15 protein-coding genes are annotated in these 15,319 nt (G+C 72.4%); 3 read left to right on the forward strand and 12 right to left on the reverse strand.

What is annotated here, in order from left to right; all coding sequences use genetic code 11:
* Window positions 1-369: 369 nt before the first annotated feature.
* Complete coding sequence (locus ACZ4MU_RS08215) at window positions 370-1,278, forward strand: hypothetical protein (RefSeq protein ID WP_467872540.1); 909 nt, start codon at window positions 370-372, stop codon at window positions 1,276-1,278.
* 56 nt (window positions 1,279-1,334) lie between these two features.
* Here ACZ4MU_RS08215 and ACZ4MU_RS08220 read toward each other — a convergent pair whose 3' ends face one another.
* From ACZ4MU_RS08220 to ACZ4MU_RS08235, 4 genes are all read right to left on the reverse strand, one after another.
* Entirely contained in the window at window positions 1,335-1,538 is a 204-nt protein-coding gene (locus tag ACZ4MU_RS08220) for a hypothetical protein (RefSeq protein WP_467872543.1), read from the reverse strand.
* A 28-nt stretch (window positions 1,539-1,566) separates the two neighbouring features.
* The gene (locus ACZ4MU_RS08225) at window positions 1,567-2,499 is read right to left on the reverse strand and encodes an aminoglycoside phosphotransferase family protein (protein ID WP_467872545.1); all 933 of its coding nucleotides are present in this window, start codon (window positions 2,497-2,499) and stop codon (window positions 1,567-1,569) included.
* Window positions 2,500-2,590: 91 nt separating this feature from the next.
* Window positions 2,591-3,865 (reverse strand): MalY/PatB family protein, encoded by a 1,275-nt coding sequence (locus ACZ4MU_RS08230; RefSeq protein ID WP_467872548.1) that lies wholly within the window; start codon window positions 3,863-3,865, stop codon window positions 2,591-2,593.
* Window positions 3,866-3,977: 112 nt separating this feature from the next.
* On the reverse strand, window positions 3,978-5,483 hold the full coding sequence (locus ACZ4MU_RS08235) for an extracellular catalytic domain type 2 short-chain-length polyhydroxyalkanoate depolymerase (protein ID WP_467872550.1): 1,506 nt from the start codon (window positions 5,481-5,483) through the stop codon (window positions 3,978-3,980).
* Between the two features lie 414 nt (window positions 5,484-5,897).
* Between ACZ4MU_RS08235 and ACZ4MU_RS08240 the strand changes: the two genes are divergently transcribed.
* Window positions 5,898-6,605, forward strand: a complete 708-nt coding sequence (locus ACZ4MU_RS08240; protein ID WP_467872552.1) for a DNA polymerase ligase N-terminal domain-containing protein — start codon at window positions 5,898-5,900, stop codon at window positions 6,603-6,605.
* Between the two features lie 67 nt (window positions 6,606-6,672).
* Entirely contained in the window at window positions 6,673-7,584 is a 912-nt protein-coding gene (gene ligD, locus ACZ4MU_RS08245) for a non-homologous end-joining DNA ligase (RefSeq protein ID WP_467872555.1), read from the forward strand.
* Between the two features lie 14 nt (window positions 7,585-7,598).
* Here ligD and ACZ4MU_RS08250 read toward each other — a convergent pair whose 3' ends face one another.
* The 8 genes from ACZ4MU_RS08250 to ACZ4MU_RS08285 form a co-directional block, all read right to left on the reverse strand.
* Complete coding sequence (locus tag ACZ4MU_RS08250; RefSeq protein ID WP_467872557.1) at window positions 7,599-9,551, reverse strand: ABC transporter ATP-binding protein; 1,953 nt, start codon at window positions 9,549-9,551, stop codon at window positions 7,599-7,601.
* A complete protein-coding gene (locus ACZ4MU_RS08255) occupies window positions 9,548-9,982 on the reverse strand; it encodes a lasso peptide biosynthesis B2 protein (protein WP_467872559.1) in 435 nt (144 codons plus the stop codon). The genes ACZ4MU_RS08250 and ACZ4MU_RS08255 overlap by 4 nt, the downstream gene beginning before the upstream one ends.
* Window positions 9,979-10,233, reverse strand: a complete 255-nt coding sequence (locus tag ACZ4MU_RS08260) for a lasso peptide biosynthesis PqqD family chaperone (protein WP_467872561.1) — start codon at window positions 10,231-10,233, stop codon at window positions 9,979-9,981. The genes ACZ4MU_RS08255 and ACZ4MU_RS08260 overlap by 4 nt, the downstream gene beginning before the upstream one ends.
* A gap of 25 nt (window positions 10,234-10,258) precedes the next feature.
* The gene (locus tag ACZ4MU_RS08265) at window positions 10,259-12,115 is read right to left on the reverse strand and encodes a lasso peptide isopeptide bond-forming cyclase (protein ID WP_467872564.1); all 1,857 of its coding nucleotides are present in this window, start codon (window positions 12,113-12,115) and stop codon (window positions 10,259-10,261) included.
* 27 nt (window positions 12,116-12,142) lie between these two features.
* Window positions 12,143-12,253: a keywimysin-related RiPP gene (locus ACZ4MU_RS08270; RefSeq protein WP_467872567.1), complete on the reverse strand. Its 111-nt coding sequence runs from the start codon at window positions 12,251-12,253 to the stop codon at window positions 12,143-12,145.
* A 522-nt stretch (window positions 12,254-12,775) separates the two neighbouring features.
* Window positions 12,776-13,816 (reverse strand): YihY/virulence factor BrkB family protein, encoded by a 1,041-nt coding sequence (locus ACZ4MU_RS08275; RefSeq protein ID WP_467872570.1) that lies wholly within the window; start codon window positions 13,814-13,816, stop codon window positions 12,776-12,778.
* A gap of 102 nt (window positions 13,817-13,918) precedes the next feature.
* On the reverse strand, window positions 13,919-15,091 hold the full coding sequence (locus ACZ4MU_RS08280; protein WP_467872572.1) for a PucR family transcriptional regulator: 1,173 nt from the start codon (window positions 15,089-15,091) through the stop codon (window positions 13,919-13,921).
* 47 nt (window positions 15,092-15,138) lie between these two features.
* Entirely contained in the window at window positions 15,139-15,303 is a 165-nt protein-coding gene (locus ACZ4MU_RS08285; RefSeq protein WP_467872574.1) for a hypothetical protein, read from the reverse strand.
* Window positions 15,304-15,319 lie beyond the last annotated feature (16 nt).

A 15,319-nucleotide genomic window follows, 5' to 3' on the forward strand; every position in this document is an offset into this window, starting at 1 on the left:
AGTCTGCTCCTGGCTGGTCCGAGGGCCGTACTGGCAGATGACACAGAGAAGTTGGGTGGGTGGACCTCGTATCAACCAACACCTCCGGGGCACCCGGCCGCGTCGTGGTGTCGACCCGCCGCCGCACCGAGATGCGAGGCGGGTCCGGGCGGCGCACGATGGGAAAGGACGTCTGCGTACGGGCGCGGGCGTGCGGCCCACTCGGCAGCACGGCAGGCCGACGCCGCGAGGGCGGGCGGCGACGCCCGTGAGTACGTCCGTCTTCCCTCCCACGCCTGCATGCCTGTGGCGCGAGGTCCCGGTGCGCCCGGCGGTCGGCCCCGCGCCCCGGTGCCGCAGGCACCCCGGTGCGAGGAAATGGGGAAAACCATGAGGAAAACCCTGGTGGCCGCGCTCGCCGCGGTCACTTCCGCCACGGCCGTCCTGCTGGCCGGCCCGGTGTCACCCGCGAGCGCCACCTCGTCGTACTGCGACCAGACGAGGCCGAGCAGCTCGATCCTCTTCTACAACGCCGACAGCGGCTCGGCCGCGACCGGCACCCTCTCCGCCGGCCACTGGCGGCAGAAGGCGGAGTTCCACCTGCCGACCGGGTACACGCACGGCGCGGCGAGCCGCGACACGCTGGTGCTGTACAACAAGGACACCGGTGCCGGGGAGGTCGGCACCCTCCAGGGCGGGCGCTACCACCGCACCCACTCCTACGACAACTTCTCCACGGACTGGACCTTTGTGAAGGCCTCCGGCGACTCCGTGATCTTCTACAACGGAGACACCGGCCACGGCGTCACCGGCACCCTCAAGCACGGCGTGTTCCGGCAGGTGCGTGTGTACGACAACTTCAGCACGGGCTGGGGGACCATGGCCGCCTCCTGCGACACGCTGATCTCCGCGGCCAGGCACGGCTCGGGCGATGCGCCCTGGAGCAACGTGGGATACGGCACCCTCTCCGGCGGTGTCTACCACGACAAGGGCGGCATCCCGAAAGACGACTTCCTCGGGGAGCTGACCGCGACCAGGGATTCCGTGCTGTCCCTGGCGAGGGCCGATGACGAACTCGAGTTCCGGGTGTCGAGGGCGGCCAACGGCTCGAACATCGACTTCAACAAGATCGGCAGCTCCGGTATCTGGGAGAAGACGGGCCGAACCTCGGACAGCCTCTTCTTCTACAAGGACGACGGCACGGCGTGGACATCGACGCTGTCCCACGGCCGCTATGCGAACGTCGGCTCGCTCCCCGAGGTGTCGTCGGGCTGGACGCTCATCGAGGGCGGTGTCTGACCACCCTCGCCCCCCCCGAAGCGGCGAGGTCGACGCCCGCCCCCTCCCGGGCAGGACTACGTCCCGAGCACCTGGCGGTACCACCGGCGGTGCACCGCGGGTTCGACGCACAGCATCGCGGCCGCGACCGCACCGACCAGCAGCGCGGGCGCGCCGCCGCCGTTGATCGGCGCGCCGAGGCAGGCGGCGGCGACGGCGAGCGGGCGCAGCCGACGTCGACCAGGCGGAACCGGTCCGGCCGCCCGTGTGTTTGCCAACACCGGCGGGCGCCCCTGAAGGGGAGAGAGTTCACGGGCGCCTCGTCAGCAATCCCGCCACATGGCCGGCGAACTCGGTGATCCAGTCAAGCAGCGGTCCGCCTCGGGCGACACGGAACCCGTGGCGGCGGCCCCAGAACGCGGCCTGTACGGCGTGGAGCTGCGCCCACCGCCGCACACGTTCCCGGTCGAGCTCCGCGGCCTCGGCGAAGACGTCCAGGACGCGGTCGACCGCCTTGCCCGGATCGTCCGCCCCGAGAAGCGTCAGCGCGCGCGACTTGAGCAGCGTGCCGCCGTCGTAGGCCGGATCGCCCGCGTACCCCTTGGGGTCGACCGCCAGCCACGGCTCGCGGTCGGCGCGCAGGATGTTCCGGGCGTGGAGGTCCCCGTGGACGAGGGTGTCGGGCTGGACGGGGCCCAGTTCGCGTAACGTCGCCACGGCCGCGTCCAGTACGTCGCGCGGCAGCGCGTGAGGCATCTCCTCGGCGTCCCTGCGGAGCTGTTCCTCCCAGGCGCCCGTCCGCTCACGCAGCCGCGGCAGGCAGGGCGGCGCGGGGACGGCCAGACGGCGGTTGAGGCGCCCGGCCACCCGCACCACCTCGTCGTCGTCCTGGACCTCTTCCAGCGTCGACGGCCGGACCCGCTCCAGCAGCATCGCGAACCGCTCGTCGTCGCGCTCGTGCAGAGTTACGGCACCGCGCCCGCCCCACGCCACGAACGCGTCCGGCTCGTGGACGTTGCCGGGATGCGGGAACGACACCTTCAGCACGGCAGGCAGCTCAGCTCCCTGCCGTACGGGGACGATCACGCCGACGCCGCCGTGCATGACCGGCCCGTCCGGTACACACTCCCAACGCCCCAGCAGGTCCTCCACGAGCCCCGGCAGCGCGGCGAGCCATGCCGCCCCCGGCTCTCCCTCGCGCTCGACGGTGGTCCGTACGAACTCTTCCGGCATCGCCATCATCCCGGCACCATACGCGGCCCCGGGCGTGAGGCGGTCCGCCGTCGTCCGTCGTCCGGGTCCTGCCCGCCGGGACGGTCGGCGTGTGTGAGGGTCAGCGCGTGTGGCGGGCCACCGCGCGTCCCATGCGGGTGACCGCCTCGGTCAGGACGGACCGGGAGGTCGCGAAGTTCAGGCGGACGTGCCCGGCTCCTCCTGTGCCGAAGATGTGGCCGGAGGAGAGGGCCACCCCGGCGTAATCCAGGAACAGCCGGGCCGGGCCCGCCAGGTCGGTGACGACGGCGAGGTCCGCGGGGCCCGTAGGGCGATCGGGCCCCGCTTCCGGGGCCGGCCCGAGCGAACGGCAGTCCAGCCAGGCCAGATAGGTGCCCTCCGGCCGGGCGTACCCGATCCCGGGCAGGTGTTCCGCGACGAGCCGGCCCAGCAGGCTCCGGTTCGCGTCGAGTCCCCTCAGCAGGGTGTCGAGCCACGGCTCCCCGTGGCGGTAGGCCGCCGTGTGGGCGATGACCCCCAGGAAGCTCGCACCGTGGTGGACCTCCTCGGGGACGCGGCGCAGATCGGCCGCCGCCCCGGGTCCGGCGACGGCGAGCGCCGCCTTGATTCCGGCGAGGTTCCAGCCCTTGCTGGCCGACATGAGGGAGAAGGCGTCCTCGGCCCCGGGCAGGCTCAGATAGGGCGTGAACCCGGCGCCCGGCAGGACGAGTGGCGCGTGGATCTCGTCGGCGACGACACGGACTCCGTAGCGGCGGGCCAGCCGCGCCACCGCGGCGAGCTCCTCGGCGGTGTGGACCGTTCCGGTGGGGTTGTGCGGATTGCTGAGGAGATAGCCGATCTTCCCCCGGCCGCTCCGCTCCCGGGCACGCCGGAACGCCTCCTCCAACGTCTCCATGCTGATCCGCAGATCCTGCCCGAGCGGCGCCTCCACGATCCTGCGGTCGTCGTGGGCGATGAAGGCGTAGAAGGGCGCGTACACCGGGGGGTTGACGACGACCGGGTCGCCGGGATCGGTGATCAGCCGCAGCACCTGCACCGCGCCCGTCATCACGTCGGGGACCATCGTGGTGCGGTCGACGGCCACGCCGTCCCACTTCCAGCGGCGCCGGGCGAAACCGGCCAGCGCCTCGGCGAACGCGGTTCCGGCGGGATATCCGGTGTCCCCGGTGTCGATGGCCTCGCGCAGCGCGTCGGCGACGGGCGGCGCGAGCGGCACGTCCATCTCCGCCACCCACAGGGGCAGGACGTCGGCCGGGTAGGTGCGCCACTTCATGCTCGCGCGCCGACGGAGCTGATCGAGCGAGAGCTCCTCAAGGGGGTTCGCCCCCTCTTCGGCCCCGGCGTCCGGGAGGCCGTGCCCACCGACAGCAGTCATCTTCAGCATTGGACCCCCATGGCGATCCCGGCGCAAGTGCCGGGACGACGCGAGGACGGCGGCCGCCGAGGTCGCGGCGGCCGCCTGGCGCGCACACCGGCCGTGGACGGCCTCAGCAGTGCGGCACGACCTCCCAGGAGCCGGGCGAGCGCAGGTGCAGGCTGCTGAGGGCGGTGGAGGTGTACGGGCCCATGTACTGGCCGGTACCGACGGCGTAGCTCCTGCCACCGATGAAGTACGACCGGCCCGCCAGGTTGTGCGCGACGTTGTCGGTGGTCCAGCAGTTCGGCAGCGGAGTGGTCGACGGGGTGGTCGTCGCCGTCACCGGGGCCGAACGCGCCCCCACCGCACCGGAACCGTCGACGGCGGCGACGGTGTAGGTGTGGGTGGTGCCGGACGCCAGACCGCTGTCGGTGAAGGTCGTGCCGTCGAGCGGGACGGTGTTGGCCGTGCCGCCGTCGCGGTGGACGATGTACGAGGCCGCGCCCGTGACCGGGTTCCAGGCCAGGGAGATCGTGGTCGTGGTGGCGCCGGTGGCGGTGAGGCCGGTCGGGGCGGGGAGGGCCGGTGTCGTGGGCGCCTGGGCGATCGCGTTCACCATGTTCGTGATCGCGGTGATCTGCCGGCCGCCCTTCTCGGCGTAGTGGGTGTCGCCGCCGTACGCCCACCAGTTCCAGCAGCCGCGCGGGTTGTCGCTCGCCGTGGTGGCCTGGGGGTACAGGACGACCATGTCGTTCGTGTCGGCGTACTCGTTCAGGTTGGCCTCGGCCATGAACGTGTCGCCGATGAGTCCGTAGTACTGGTAGCAGCCGTGCAGGGCCACCATCAACCGGCAGGACGCACCCGTCGCGCAGGAGTGCGGGATGTAGGCGAATCCCTCGTTGCCCATGCTGATCGCGGACGCGCTGCCGCCGGGGGCGTGGGCGTTCTGGTCGAACCGGACGAGCCGGCCGGTCAGCGCGGAGGTGGTGGCGGGTCGTACGGAGCCGAAGAGGTGGGTGAGCATGTCCTTCTCGGGATCACCGCCGCAGCTGTTCATGTACGGCGCGGCCGTCGAGGCGCAGGACACCTCGCCGAGCGGGCTGACCCAGCCGTGTCCGGCCCTGGAGGTGGTGTCGTAGGTGACGTTCGCCCCGAAGTCGCGGTAGTAGGTCGCGAGGTCGTCGTTCACCGCGCGGTCCACGGTCTGGTCGGCGCTCCCGTGGGAGAGCCAGACGGGGGCGCCGGACAGGTGCGTGACCGCGTCGACACCGCCGGACGCGGCCCGGGCACGGGTCTCCTGCTCCAGTTGTGCGGGGCTCTTGCGCGCGAGGAGCGTGTCCATGCAGCCGTACAGCGCGGTGGAGAGGTTGCCCTGGGAGCAGTCGTACGGTCCCGCTGCGAAGATCCCGACACCCTTGAAGATCTCGGAGTGCGCGACGTGCAGCTGGTTGGCGAGGAACCCTCCGGACGAAACGCCGGACACATAGGCGGAGTTGATGGTGAGGGGCGGCAGGGATCCCGGGGTGGGGGAGGGGACGGTGGCGACGGCGTCGGGGACCGGGCTCACGGCCAGGGCGAGTGCCGCCGAGACGGCCACGAGCAGGCTTTTGACGCGGAGGCGTTTGAGGTCGCGCATAGCAGGGCTCCACATGCGGGTGGGGGCAGGTGCCGCAAGTGTGGGAGCGGCCATCGGCCGTTTCGACGTGGGGCCACGACACATTGCGCGGTCCTCGGATGGCGCACGTCTCCATTGCGGGCGGCGGCGCGTTTCCGGAGGCGTCCGGTCAGGGGGTACGGGCGCCGGCTGGGGCAGCGGGGCCCCGTTCCGGACGACCTGGGCGGGCACCGACCGACCCCTGTCGTTACTGTGCGTAACGACAGGGGGAGCCGCCGGGTCTGCGTCGTACGTCGAGGAGCCGGAGAATGGCGGAGGTGGGCGGTGGCTCCCGAGGCGGGTACGGGCGTGACCACGGGGTAGCCGCCCCCGGAGGCCGGGCAAGCCGCTCCACGCGACCGGCCCCGCAACGACGTCCGCCGTCAGGAGGTGGCCATGACATCCACGGACGCATCGAGGGACGGCACATCCAAGGACGACGCATCGAGGGGCACGTCGGGGGACGCGCCGGCGGACGATGCGTCCACGGACGCGCTGGCGGAGTACCACCGTCGGCGTGACTTCTCCAAGACCGCCGAGCCCAAGGGCACCGGTGACGGGGCACAGGCGCGGCGGCCCGTGTTCGTGGTGCAGATCCATGAGGCGACCGCCATGCACTTCGACTTCCGTCTGGAGGTCGGCGGTGTCCTGAAGTCGTGGGCCGTACCGAAGGGGCCGTCCACCGACCCCCACGACAAGCGGCTGGCGATGCCGACCGAGGACCATCCGCTGGAGTACCGGGAGTTCGAGGGCGTGATCGCGGCGGGCGAGTACGGGGGCGGCACGGTGATCGTCTGGGACGAGGGAACCTACCGGAACCTCTCGAAGGACCGCCGTGGCGCGGAGATCGACTTCGGCACCGCGCTGGAGCGCGGGCACGCCTCGTTCTGGCTGGAGGGCCGCAAGCTGCACGGCGGTTACTCGCTCACCCGCATCCGGGGTGAACGCGAGGCGTGGCTGCTGGTGAAGCGCTCCGACGAACGGGCCTCCGGCGCGGGCACCCCCGACCCCCACCGCGCGCGTTCGGTGCGCACCGGCCACACCCTCCGGCAGGTCGCGGCCGAAGCGGCCGAAGCGGCCGGGGCCAACGGTGACGGCGTATGAGCACCGCGTCCGTACACGCACACCGTTCACCGACGAAGATCCGCGAACAACCCGGCGGGAGTACGCGATGACCACGAGCAGGAGCGTCCGCCTCGGCGGACACACGGTGGAGATCAGCCGGCCCGACAAGGTGCTGTTCCCCGGGGACGGCATCACCAAGGCCGACCTGGTCGAGTACTACCGCACGGTGTCCCGGCGCATGCTGCCGCATCTGCGTGGCCGCCCGCTCATGCTCGAACGCCACCCGGACGGCATCGACGGACCGGCCTTCATGCAGAAGGAGGTGTCGGACCACTTCCCCGACTGGATCCACCGGGCGGAGCTGCCCAAGGAGGACGGCACCGTCACGTACACGGTCTGCGACGACACCGCGACCCTGGTCTACCTGGCCAACCAGGCGTGCGTGACACCCCACCGTTTCCTCTCCCGGGCCGATCGCCCCGACCACCCCGACCGGCTCGTCTTCGACCTGGACCCGCACGGTGACGATTTCGCTTCCGTGCGGGAGGCGGCCCGGTGGACCCGCGAGCTGCTGGACGAGCTGGAGCTGCCCGCCACCGTGATGACCACCGGCTCGCGGGGTCTGCACGTCACGGTGCCCCTGGACCGGCGCGCGTCCTTCGACGAGGTGCGCGCGTTCGCCCGGGACGCGGCCGAACTCCTCGCCGCCCGCCACCCCGGCCACCTGACCACCCAGGCCCGCAAGCAGGCCCGGGGAGACCGTCTCTACCTCGACATCCAGCGCAACGGCTACGCCCAGACCGCGGTCGCCCCCTATGCCGTACGAGCCCTCCCCGGCGCCCCGGTCGCCGCCCCGCTGGCCTGGGAGGACCTGGACGACCCGGACCTCACCGCGCGCCGCTGGACGGTCTCGGACGTCGACCGGCTCCTCAAGGACGACCCGTGGCACAACGCCCCGCGCGGCCGTTCCCTGCACGCGGCCCGCAAGCGCCTCGCGGCGCTGGGCGACGGGAAGTGAGGGGCCGCGAGCCGTCAGTCGCTGCCGAGGTGCCCGGCGCGGGGACCCGCGCCGTCGGCATACCCGTGCGGGCCGCCGTTCCGTACGGCTGAGGGCAGGGGAGGCCCGGGGGCGAGCATCTGTCCGGCGGCGAGTTCGCGGTAGGCGGGGCTGGTCGTCAGCAGGTCCTCGTGCCGCCCGCACCCGATGGCCCGGCCGCCCTCCAGGACCACGATCCGGTCCGCGTGGCGGACGGTGGACATGCGGTGCGCGATGACCAGCAGTGCGCACTCCTGGGCGGCCTCCCGCATGACCGTGGTGAGCGCGGCCTCGTTGATGGCGTCGAGGTGCGAGGTCGGTTCGTCGAGCAGGAGCAGGGAGGGCCGGGCGAGCAGGGCGCGGGCGAGGGCGACGCGCTGGCGTTCCCCGGCGGAGAGCGTGGCGCCGCGCTCGCCGAGCATCCCCGACAGACCGCCGGGCAGGCGCCGGACGACCCCGTCGAGCTGGGCGAGTTCGATGACGCGGCGGATCTCGGCGTCGCCCGCGTGCGGTACGGCGTAGGTGATGTTGTCGCGCAGGGTGCCGTGGACGACGTGGGTGTTCTGATCGACGACGGCGATGCTCGCCCGGCACCGGTCGCGGCTCAGCTCGGCCGTGGGCCGGCCGTCGAACAGGAGGGTTCCCGCGTCGGGTTCGTAGAACCGTGCGACCAGCGCGAAGAGTGTGCTCTTGCCCGCTCCCGACCGTCCGACCAGCGCGACCTGCTGACGGTGGGGGACGGTGAAGGTGACCCCGCGCAGCACGGGCCGGTCCGGCTGGTAGCCGAAGTGGACGTCCTGGAGGGCGAGGGCTGCCGACGGCCGCCGGGTGGTGTGCGCGGCAGGGGGTGCGGGGCGCGCGTGCACGCGGGCGGGGGCGGGCGGTTGGGCGTATGCGGAACCGGGTGCGGGTGCGGGTGCGGGTGTGGGTTCGAGCTCGGGTTGGGGTTCGGGTTCGGGTTCGGGTTCGGTGGGGAGGCTGTGGGCCTCCGCGACGCGTTGATAGGCGCCCATGCCGCGCTGGATGAGGCCGACGGCCCGGAAGACCGAGGACAGGGGCAGGACCAGGTACGAGGCGTACAGCAGGAAGGCGACCAGGTCGCCGAGCGAGCCGGTGTGGCCGTTCACCCGCAGGCCGCCGATGACCAGGACGAGCAGGAAGGAGCCCTGGACGGCCAGTTCGACAGCGGGACTCATCACCGAGGCGAGCTGTGCGGTGCGTACCCCCGCGCGGTAGGCGTCGTCGACCCGCTCACCGATCCGCGCCGCCTCGCGGTCCTCCGCCCGGTGCACACGGACCATCGGCAACGCGCCCAGGGCGCGCTCCAGTTCGGCGGCGATGGCGCCGACCGCGTTCTGCATGTGCTCGGACGCGGCCCTGATGCCCTTGAGCAGGGACGCGACGATCACCGCGGCGCCGGCCACCGTGAGGGTGACCAGCAGGAGCAGGAGCGGGTCCAGCCACATCATCAGGGCGATCGCGCCCGCCGCGGCGACGGCGCCCGTCCCGAGGTCCACCAGCGCCTGGGCCACCACCTCCCGCAGCAGGGTGGTGTCGGAGGTGACCCGGGAGATGAGGTCGCCGCTGCGGTGGCGGTCGTACTCCTTCATCTCCAGCCGGAGCAGATGCCGGACCAGGCCGTGCCGCAGGCGGCACACGATGCCCTCGCCCATGCGCTCCAGCAGGTACCGGCCCACCGCCCCGGTGACCGCCTCCAGGGCGAACAGCGCGCCCAGGAGCGCAAGCGTCGACCAGAAGGCCGCGTCCGCGCCGCTCGCGTCCACGATGTGTTTGGCGACGAGCGGCTGGGCCAGCCCCAGGGCCGAGCCCGCCAGTGTCAGGGCCGTGGCGACGGCCATGGCGCCGCGGTGCCCGGCGGTGAGACGGAACATGGTGGCGATCGCGCCCCGTGTCGTACGGTCGGGGCCCTGTCCATGGGGGCGGGTCATCGAGCGCGCTGGCTCACTGGGGTGACCGCCATCAGCCGGGTGAAGTAGTCGTCGGGCACTCCTTCGTCGATGGGATGCCCGTCGGCCTCGATCCAGGCGTGGGCGGTGAAGGGCGGTACGACACGTGCCCCCGTGCACCAGGTCGGCCAGGTGCCGCCCAGTCGGCACAGCAGCGCGGCGCCCAGGGAGCGCGGCAGGCATCCGCGGGGTCCGGCGCAGCGCAGGCTCACGGCGCACACCGCGTCGCGCGCGTTCTTCGCCTGGATGGCCGTCGCGGGCGGGGCGCCGCGGCGCAGCACGTTCAGGACGCGGCGGATGCGGCGGGGCGGCAGCAGGGAGAGCACGACGGCGGGCACCAGGACCAGCCGCGCGCCCAGCTTCCGTGCGAAGGGCACATCGGTGGGGCGTTCGAGCGCGCTGGGCGTGGTCATGCGGCGAGTCCCGAGGCGCGCAGTTCGCCGACCAGCTGGGTGACGTCCCGCCGCGCCCGCTCGCGGTCGATGTCGAACTCGGCGACGACCGCGTCGGCCGCCGCCGTCTCGTCCTTGCCCGCGAGGAGCGTCTCGATGATCAGTGTGGCGGTGGGATTCAACTCCCAGTACTGGCCGCTGCGTTCGTCGAGGAGGACGGTGCCGTAGTCGGTCTGGGCGGTGGAGATGTCGGCGGCGAGCCGCAGTGCCATGGTGTGTCTACCTTTCGCTCAGGGTTCAGATGGAGGTGATGGCCCCGGCCTTCGCGGCGTGCGGCAGACCGCGCAGCCACACCTCGGCGGCGATCGTGGAGTAGAGGATGGCCTGCCGCAGTCCGGGCGTGGCGGGACGCTGGGCGAGATCGCGCAGCGCGTCACCGTTCACCAGGCCGAGGCGTTCCAGCCGGGAGTCCTCCCACAGGGCGAGCAGATCGGCCCGGTGCTCGCGCAGCCCGTTGGAGGCGTCCATGGAGGCCGCTGCCTTGTTGCTGCGCCGCAGACACACCTGCGGGACGACGTCCCGCATCGCGGCGGCCAGCAGGGGTTTGTACTGCCAGGGCGACACGCGCTCACTGGGCCGGACCGAGAGGAACGCCTCGATGACGCGGTCGTCCAGGAACGGTGATGCCATCGGGACCCCCGCCCTGGCGGCCATGGCGTCCCACTGCCGGATGATGCGGGTGCAGGAGCGGATCTGTTCCAGATCGGCGTGCAGCCCGCGGTCGCGGTGCAGGGGCCGCGCGTCCTGGGCGGCGTCGCGCAGCGCCCGTGCGGCCAGTCGCTCGCCCTCGGGTGTCACCCAGTCGAACAGGCGTGGCTCCCCGCCCCAGCCGAGGGCGCCGCTGACGGTGGTGGGAAGGGGGCCGCGCAGCTGTCCGACGGAGTCGGCCAGCCACCTCCCGTACGGCCGGGAGTCGCTCAGGACGCGTGCCATCCCGCCGAGCGGCCACTGCCACAGGGCACGGAAGCCCCGGAGCTGGCGCACGGCGAACAGCGGGCGGGTGCGCAGCAGGCGGTGGTAGTACGCCTCTGAGCACCAGGCCACATGGTCGCCGCCGATGCCCGTCAGATGCAGACGGCTGCCCCGCTCGGCCATCGCGGGCAGATGGTGCAGCACCCGCGAGCGGTCCATGACGCCGATGGTCGGCTCGTCGAGCAGGTCGTCGATGGTGAGCAGATCGGTGTAGACGAGCGGTGAGGCCTCTGCGTCCCAGACGACGTGTTCGACGTCGGGCAGGAACTGGGCGGCCTGCCGGGCCCAGTGGAGATCCGTGTCGGCGGGATCGCGTCCCGGCCAGGTGCTGGCCACCACGTGGGCGGGCGAGCGGTCGGCGAGGAAGCAGATGGACGTGGAGTCCAGCCCTCCCGACAGGTCGCAGCTGACCGTGCCGCCCTGATGGGTACGGGCCTGGACGGCGTCGGCGAGTGCGTCGCGCGCCAGGGCCGCGCCGGCGGTGAGCGTGCGTACCGGCTCGGGCGGTGTCCACCAGCGCGAGTGGCGGGTGGACCGGCCGTCCGCCGCGACGATCACGGCGTCCTGCGGCGACACCGCGGTGACGTCCCTCCACAGGGGTGTCTCCTGCAACGGATGGGGGACCGGCCACAGCAGCCTGACCGCCACCTGCTCCACATCCGGTTCCCGGCCGAGGGCGGTGGCGAGGATGTCGGCCCGGGTCGCGGCGACGCGTACGCCGCCGATCTCCGCGTGGAAGACGAGCCGCAGTCCGGAGGCGGTGCCCTGGACGCGGAGGCGGCCGTCGAGCGCGGCCACCAGATGGAAGCTGCCGGAGGTGGAGCGGGCGAGGGCGTCGAGCTGGGTGAGGTCGCGCAACCGGGCGGCGTGGCGGCGCAGTCGGGGGACGTCGAGGGGGCAGCAGCCGACGGCGGCGAGGGCTGTCGAGCCCGCCTGTGCGGTCACGATCTCGTCGTCGTGCCACCGGCCGATCAGCCAGGGACGTCCCGAGGCGTGGGGCAGGGTACGGGTTCCGGGGCGGGTGAAGAGGCGGGCCGCGGCGGCCGCGTCCTCGCGGTCCGGAAGGACCACGAAGTGCGCGTCGCCGCGGCCCGGACTCGCACCTGCGTGCGTGTCAGTCATGACGTCGAAGGGACGTACCGTCGACCGTCAGTTCTTGCTGAGAATGAGGCGGTCGTTCCCGCGGAACTGCAGAAGTCCCGTCTCCTTCCGGAAAGAACCCAGTCGGACGAGCGTCGGAGCTTCGTACGTCTTCTTCATGACGACTCCTTCTCTTTTTTCTCTGACTGAACGTCACCACCGCCCGGAGATCCGGGAGGCGGCCAGGTCCAACGGTATCCGCAGGTCAGTGAGGGAAGGCAAGGTCGCCGAACTTTATATGATTATCCGACCGTCGGGCTATGAGGCGAATGCGGGGTCATTTCCGGTCCGGACCACGACCAGGGCAGAACAGGAACACGTTCCCTTTCGCTCGATGAGCGGAACGATTCCATCAGCACGCTTGGTGGACTCTCGCCCAAAGACGGAATGGGGCGCACTACCGCGGCGCTTTCCGGAGAAGGGGCGCCCGTGATGCCGTCTCACGCCTTTGCCGCACTGCGCCCGGCCATCGTGCGCCCCCGCTTGTGACATGCCGGCGGCTCCTGGGGGCTCCCGGGTCGCGAGCGCACGAGCGTGGCCGGAGGGAATTTCGGCCGATATGTGCTGTACCGGATCCGTCGCGGCTCACCCACGGCCCGGCGCGCTCCGCCCGGCCGCGACGGACGAGCGGTGCGGTGGCGGTCAGGCGTTGCGCAGGCGGCGCCGGTCCTTCGCGTCCCACTTCCTGGTGTCACGCGGCTGCGCGTACGGCTCCTCGTCCGGCGGCATGCCCCCGGCGATCGCCCGCTGGCGCACGGTCTCCGCGTCGACTTCCAGCCCCAGCAGGATCGCCAGGTTGGTGATCCACAGCCACACCAGAAAGACGATCACGCCCGCCATCGCGCCGTAGGTCTTGTTGTACGAAGCGAAGTGGGCGACGTAGAACGCGAACACGGCCGAAGCGACCATCCAGATCAGCAGGGCCAGGAAGCTGCCGGGGGTGACCCACTTGAGGCCCTTGGCCTTGGTGTTCGGAGCCGCCCAGTACAGGAGCGTGATCATGAGGGTGACCAGGGCCGCCAGCACGGGCCACTTGGCGATCGACCACACCGCCAGACCGGCGTCGCCGACCCCGAGGGCTGCGCCCACATGGCGGGCCACGCTGCCGGTGAACACCACGATCAGCGCGCTGATGACCGCAAGCACCATCAGGACCACGGTCAGCCCGATCCGTACGGGAAGGATCTTCCACACGGGCCGGCCCTCGGGCATCTCGTAGACCGCGTTCGCCGCGCGGATGAAGGCCGCCACATAGCCCGACGCCGCCCACACCGCGAGGACGAGGCCGACGACGGCCATCACCGAGCCCAGGCCCGCGCTGTCCTGCAGTGTGCGCACCGCGTCGGTGAGGAGGTCCCGGGTGGAGCCGGGCGCGAACCGCTGGACGTTGTGCAGGACCTTGTCGGTGGTCGACCTGCCCGTGACGCCGAGCAGCGAGACCAGGACCAGCAGCGCGGGGAAGAAGCACAGCACGCTGTAGTACGTGAGCGCCGCGGCGCGGTCGCTGAGCTCGTCGTCCTGGAACTCCCGCAGGCTGCCTTTGAGCACGGCGATCCACGCGCGCCCGGGCAGCTTCGCCGGGGTGTCCGGCGCCGCCTCCTCCACCTCCGGCCCCGGGCCGGTCTCCTGCGGTGCCGCGTCGTCGCCGTCGTCCTGTCGCCCGTGAAGCTGCCAGCTCGCCATGCGGGGCGGATACCCCGGGCAGGGCGCGACTCACGGTACGACACCCTCCTGACCGGCACGGTCGTACTGCGGCCGACCCCGGGGCGGGCGGCGTTGAGGTCCTCAGGTGTCGGGCAGGGCCAGTTCGCCGCGCAGGCGTCGGGCCCTGAGGACCAGTTCCAGCTCGAAGCGCACGTCGGGGTCGGTGACGTCTTCGCCCCACAGCTCCCTGATCTGGCGCAGCCGGTACCGCACCGTCTGCGGGTGCACGCCGAGCGCGGTCGCGATCTCGGTGGCGCCGCCCCGGGTCTCGAGCCAGCTCAGCAGCGTCAGGGCGAGGTGGCGGGCGTGGGCCGCGCCGCAGCGGTCCAAGGGGGCCAGCCGGCGCCGGTCGAGGTCACCCAGGAGTTCCGCCGCCGGGAGCAGGAGCAGGGCCTCGGCGTGGTCCGTGCACCGCACCAGCTCACCGCCCGGCAGTAGTCCCGCCTCGATGAGCTGGACGGCCACGGTCGCCCAGCGCAGCGACCTCGCCGCGTGGGCCGGCGGCACGGCGGGACCGAGCGCGCCGGACCAGCCGGCGGTGGCACGGCGCAGCAGGCCGGCGCGCCCGGCCGCGTCCGGCTCGGGGACGACCATGCGAGGCTGCTCGTGCTCCATGTCGATCAGGACGTCGTGGCCGGCGGCCGGGGCCACGGCCTCGCGCGCCGGACGCAGCAGTACGGCGACGGCCACCCGGCGGGGGAGGGGCCAGCCGATCCGGGCGGCGCGTTCGGCGAGCAGCCCGGACCGGTCCGTGGCCGCCCGCTCCGTGAGCAGCAGGTCCAGCAACCGGCGTTGCAGCCGCAGGCGGTCACTGGCCTGGCACGCCGCGGCTTCGGCGTAGCCGCGCACGGTCTCCGCGACAAGGCCGTCGAGGTACTCGAAGCCGGACCCCGCCAGCTCGTACATGGCGGGAGCGGGAATGCCCAGCTCGTCGCCGATCTCGGCCAGGCGCCGCCAGGCGAGCCGTACGCCGAGCCGGTACATGGCCTGGAGCGGATCGAGGCCGCGGCCGCTGAGCACCTGTCCACGGCCGAACTCCCGAAAGACGTAGGGAAGTTCGAACGGGCGGTCGTCGCCGTCCGTCATCCCGGCGATGAACTGTTCCAGCGCCGACCGGACACCGACGAGTGCCAGCGGCTCGCCGGATGCGCCGAGGCTCATCGGCAGCGCCGGGTACGCGCGGCGGATCCGGCGCAGGATCACCTCGGCGAGACCGGGCACCTCGCCCCGCGCCGCCTTCGCGAACTCGGCCACCTGCGACCTGGGCACCTTCCGCCAGGCGGACTCGGGCACGCTCGCCACTAGGGAGCCGGCGCGGGCGTGGCGGGTCCCGAGGGGAAGGTGGCCAAGGGGTCGTGAGGCTGCTTCGGTGTGACATCGAGCAGGGCGACGATGCCGACGGCCACCGCGACCGCGAGCACGGCGGCGAGGGCGACGACCAGGGCGGCGAAGAGCATTCTGGGCATGGCGCGGGGCCCCTTC

The sequence above is a fragment of the Streptomyces sp. NPDC026377 genome (assembly GCF_055567715.1).

Bases quoted from the DNA above. Each gene is read 5' to 3' on its own strand.
- ACZ4MU_RS08215 (WP_467872540.1), top strand. From the start codon at position 370: ATGAGGAAAACCCTGGTGGCCGCGCTCGCCGCGGTCACTTCCGCCACG.
- ACZ4MU_RS08225 (WP_467872545.1), bottom strand. From the start codon at position 2,499: ATGATGGCGATGCCGGAAGAGTTCGTACGGACCACCGTCGAGCGCGAG.
- ACZ4MU_RS08230 (WP_467872548.1), bottom strand. From the start codon at position 3,865: ATGACTGCTGTCGGTGGGCACGGCCTCCCGGACGCCGGGGCCGAAGAG.
- ACZ4MU_RS08235 (WP_467872550.1), bottom strand. From the start codon at position 5,483: ATGCGCGACCTCAAACGCCTCCGCGTCAAAAGCCTGCTCGTGGCCGTC.
- ACZ4MU_RS08240 (WP_467872552.1), top strand. From the start codon at position 5,898: ATGACATCCACGGACGCATCGAGGGACGGCACATCCAAGGACGACGCA.
- ligD (WP_467872555.1), top strand. From the start codon at position 6,673: ATGACCACGAGCAGGAGCGTCCGCCTCGGCGGACACACGGTGGAGATC.
- ACZ4MU_RS08250 (WP_467872557.1), bottom strand. From the start codon at position 9,551: ATGACCCGCCCCCATGGACAGGGCCCCGACCGTACGACACGGGGCGCG.
- ACZ4MU_RS08255 (WP_467872559.1), bottom strand. From the start codon at position 9,982: ATGACCACGCCCAGCGCGCTCGAACGCCCCACCGATGTGCCCTTCGCA.
- ACZ4MU_RS08260 (WP_467872561.1), bottom strand. From the start codon at position 10,233: ATGGCACTGCGGCTCGCCGCCGACATCTCCACCGCCCAGACCGACTAC.
- ACZ4MU_RS08265 (WP_467872564.1), bottom strand. From the start codon at position 12,115: ATGACTGACACGCACGCAGGTGCGAGTCCGGGCCGCGGCGACGCGCAC.
- ACZ4MU_RS08270 (WP_467872567.1), bottom strand. From the start codon at position 12,253: ATGAAGAAGACGTACGAAGCTCCGACGCTCGTCCGACTGGGTTCTTTC.
- ACZ4MU_RS08275 (WP_467872570.1), bottom strand. From the start codon at position 13,816: ATGGCGAGCTGGCAGCTTCACGGGCGACAGGACGACGGCGACGACGCG.
- ACZ4MU_RS08285 (WP_467872574.1), bottom strand. From the start codon at position 15,303: ATGCCCAGAATGCTCTTCGCCGCCCTGGTCGTCGCCCTCGCCGCCGTG.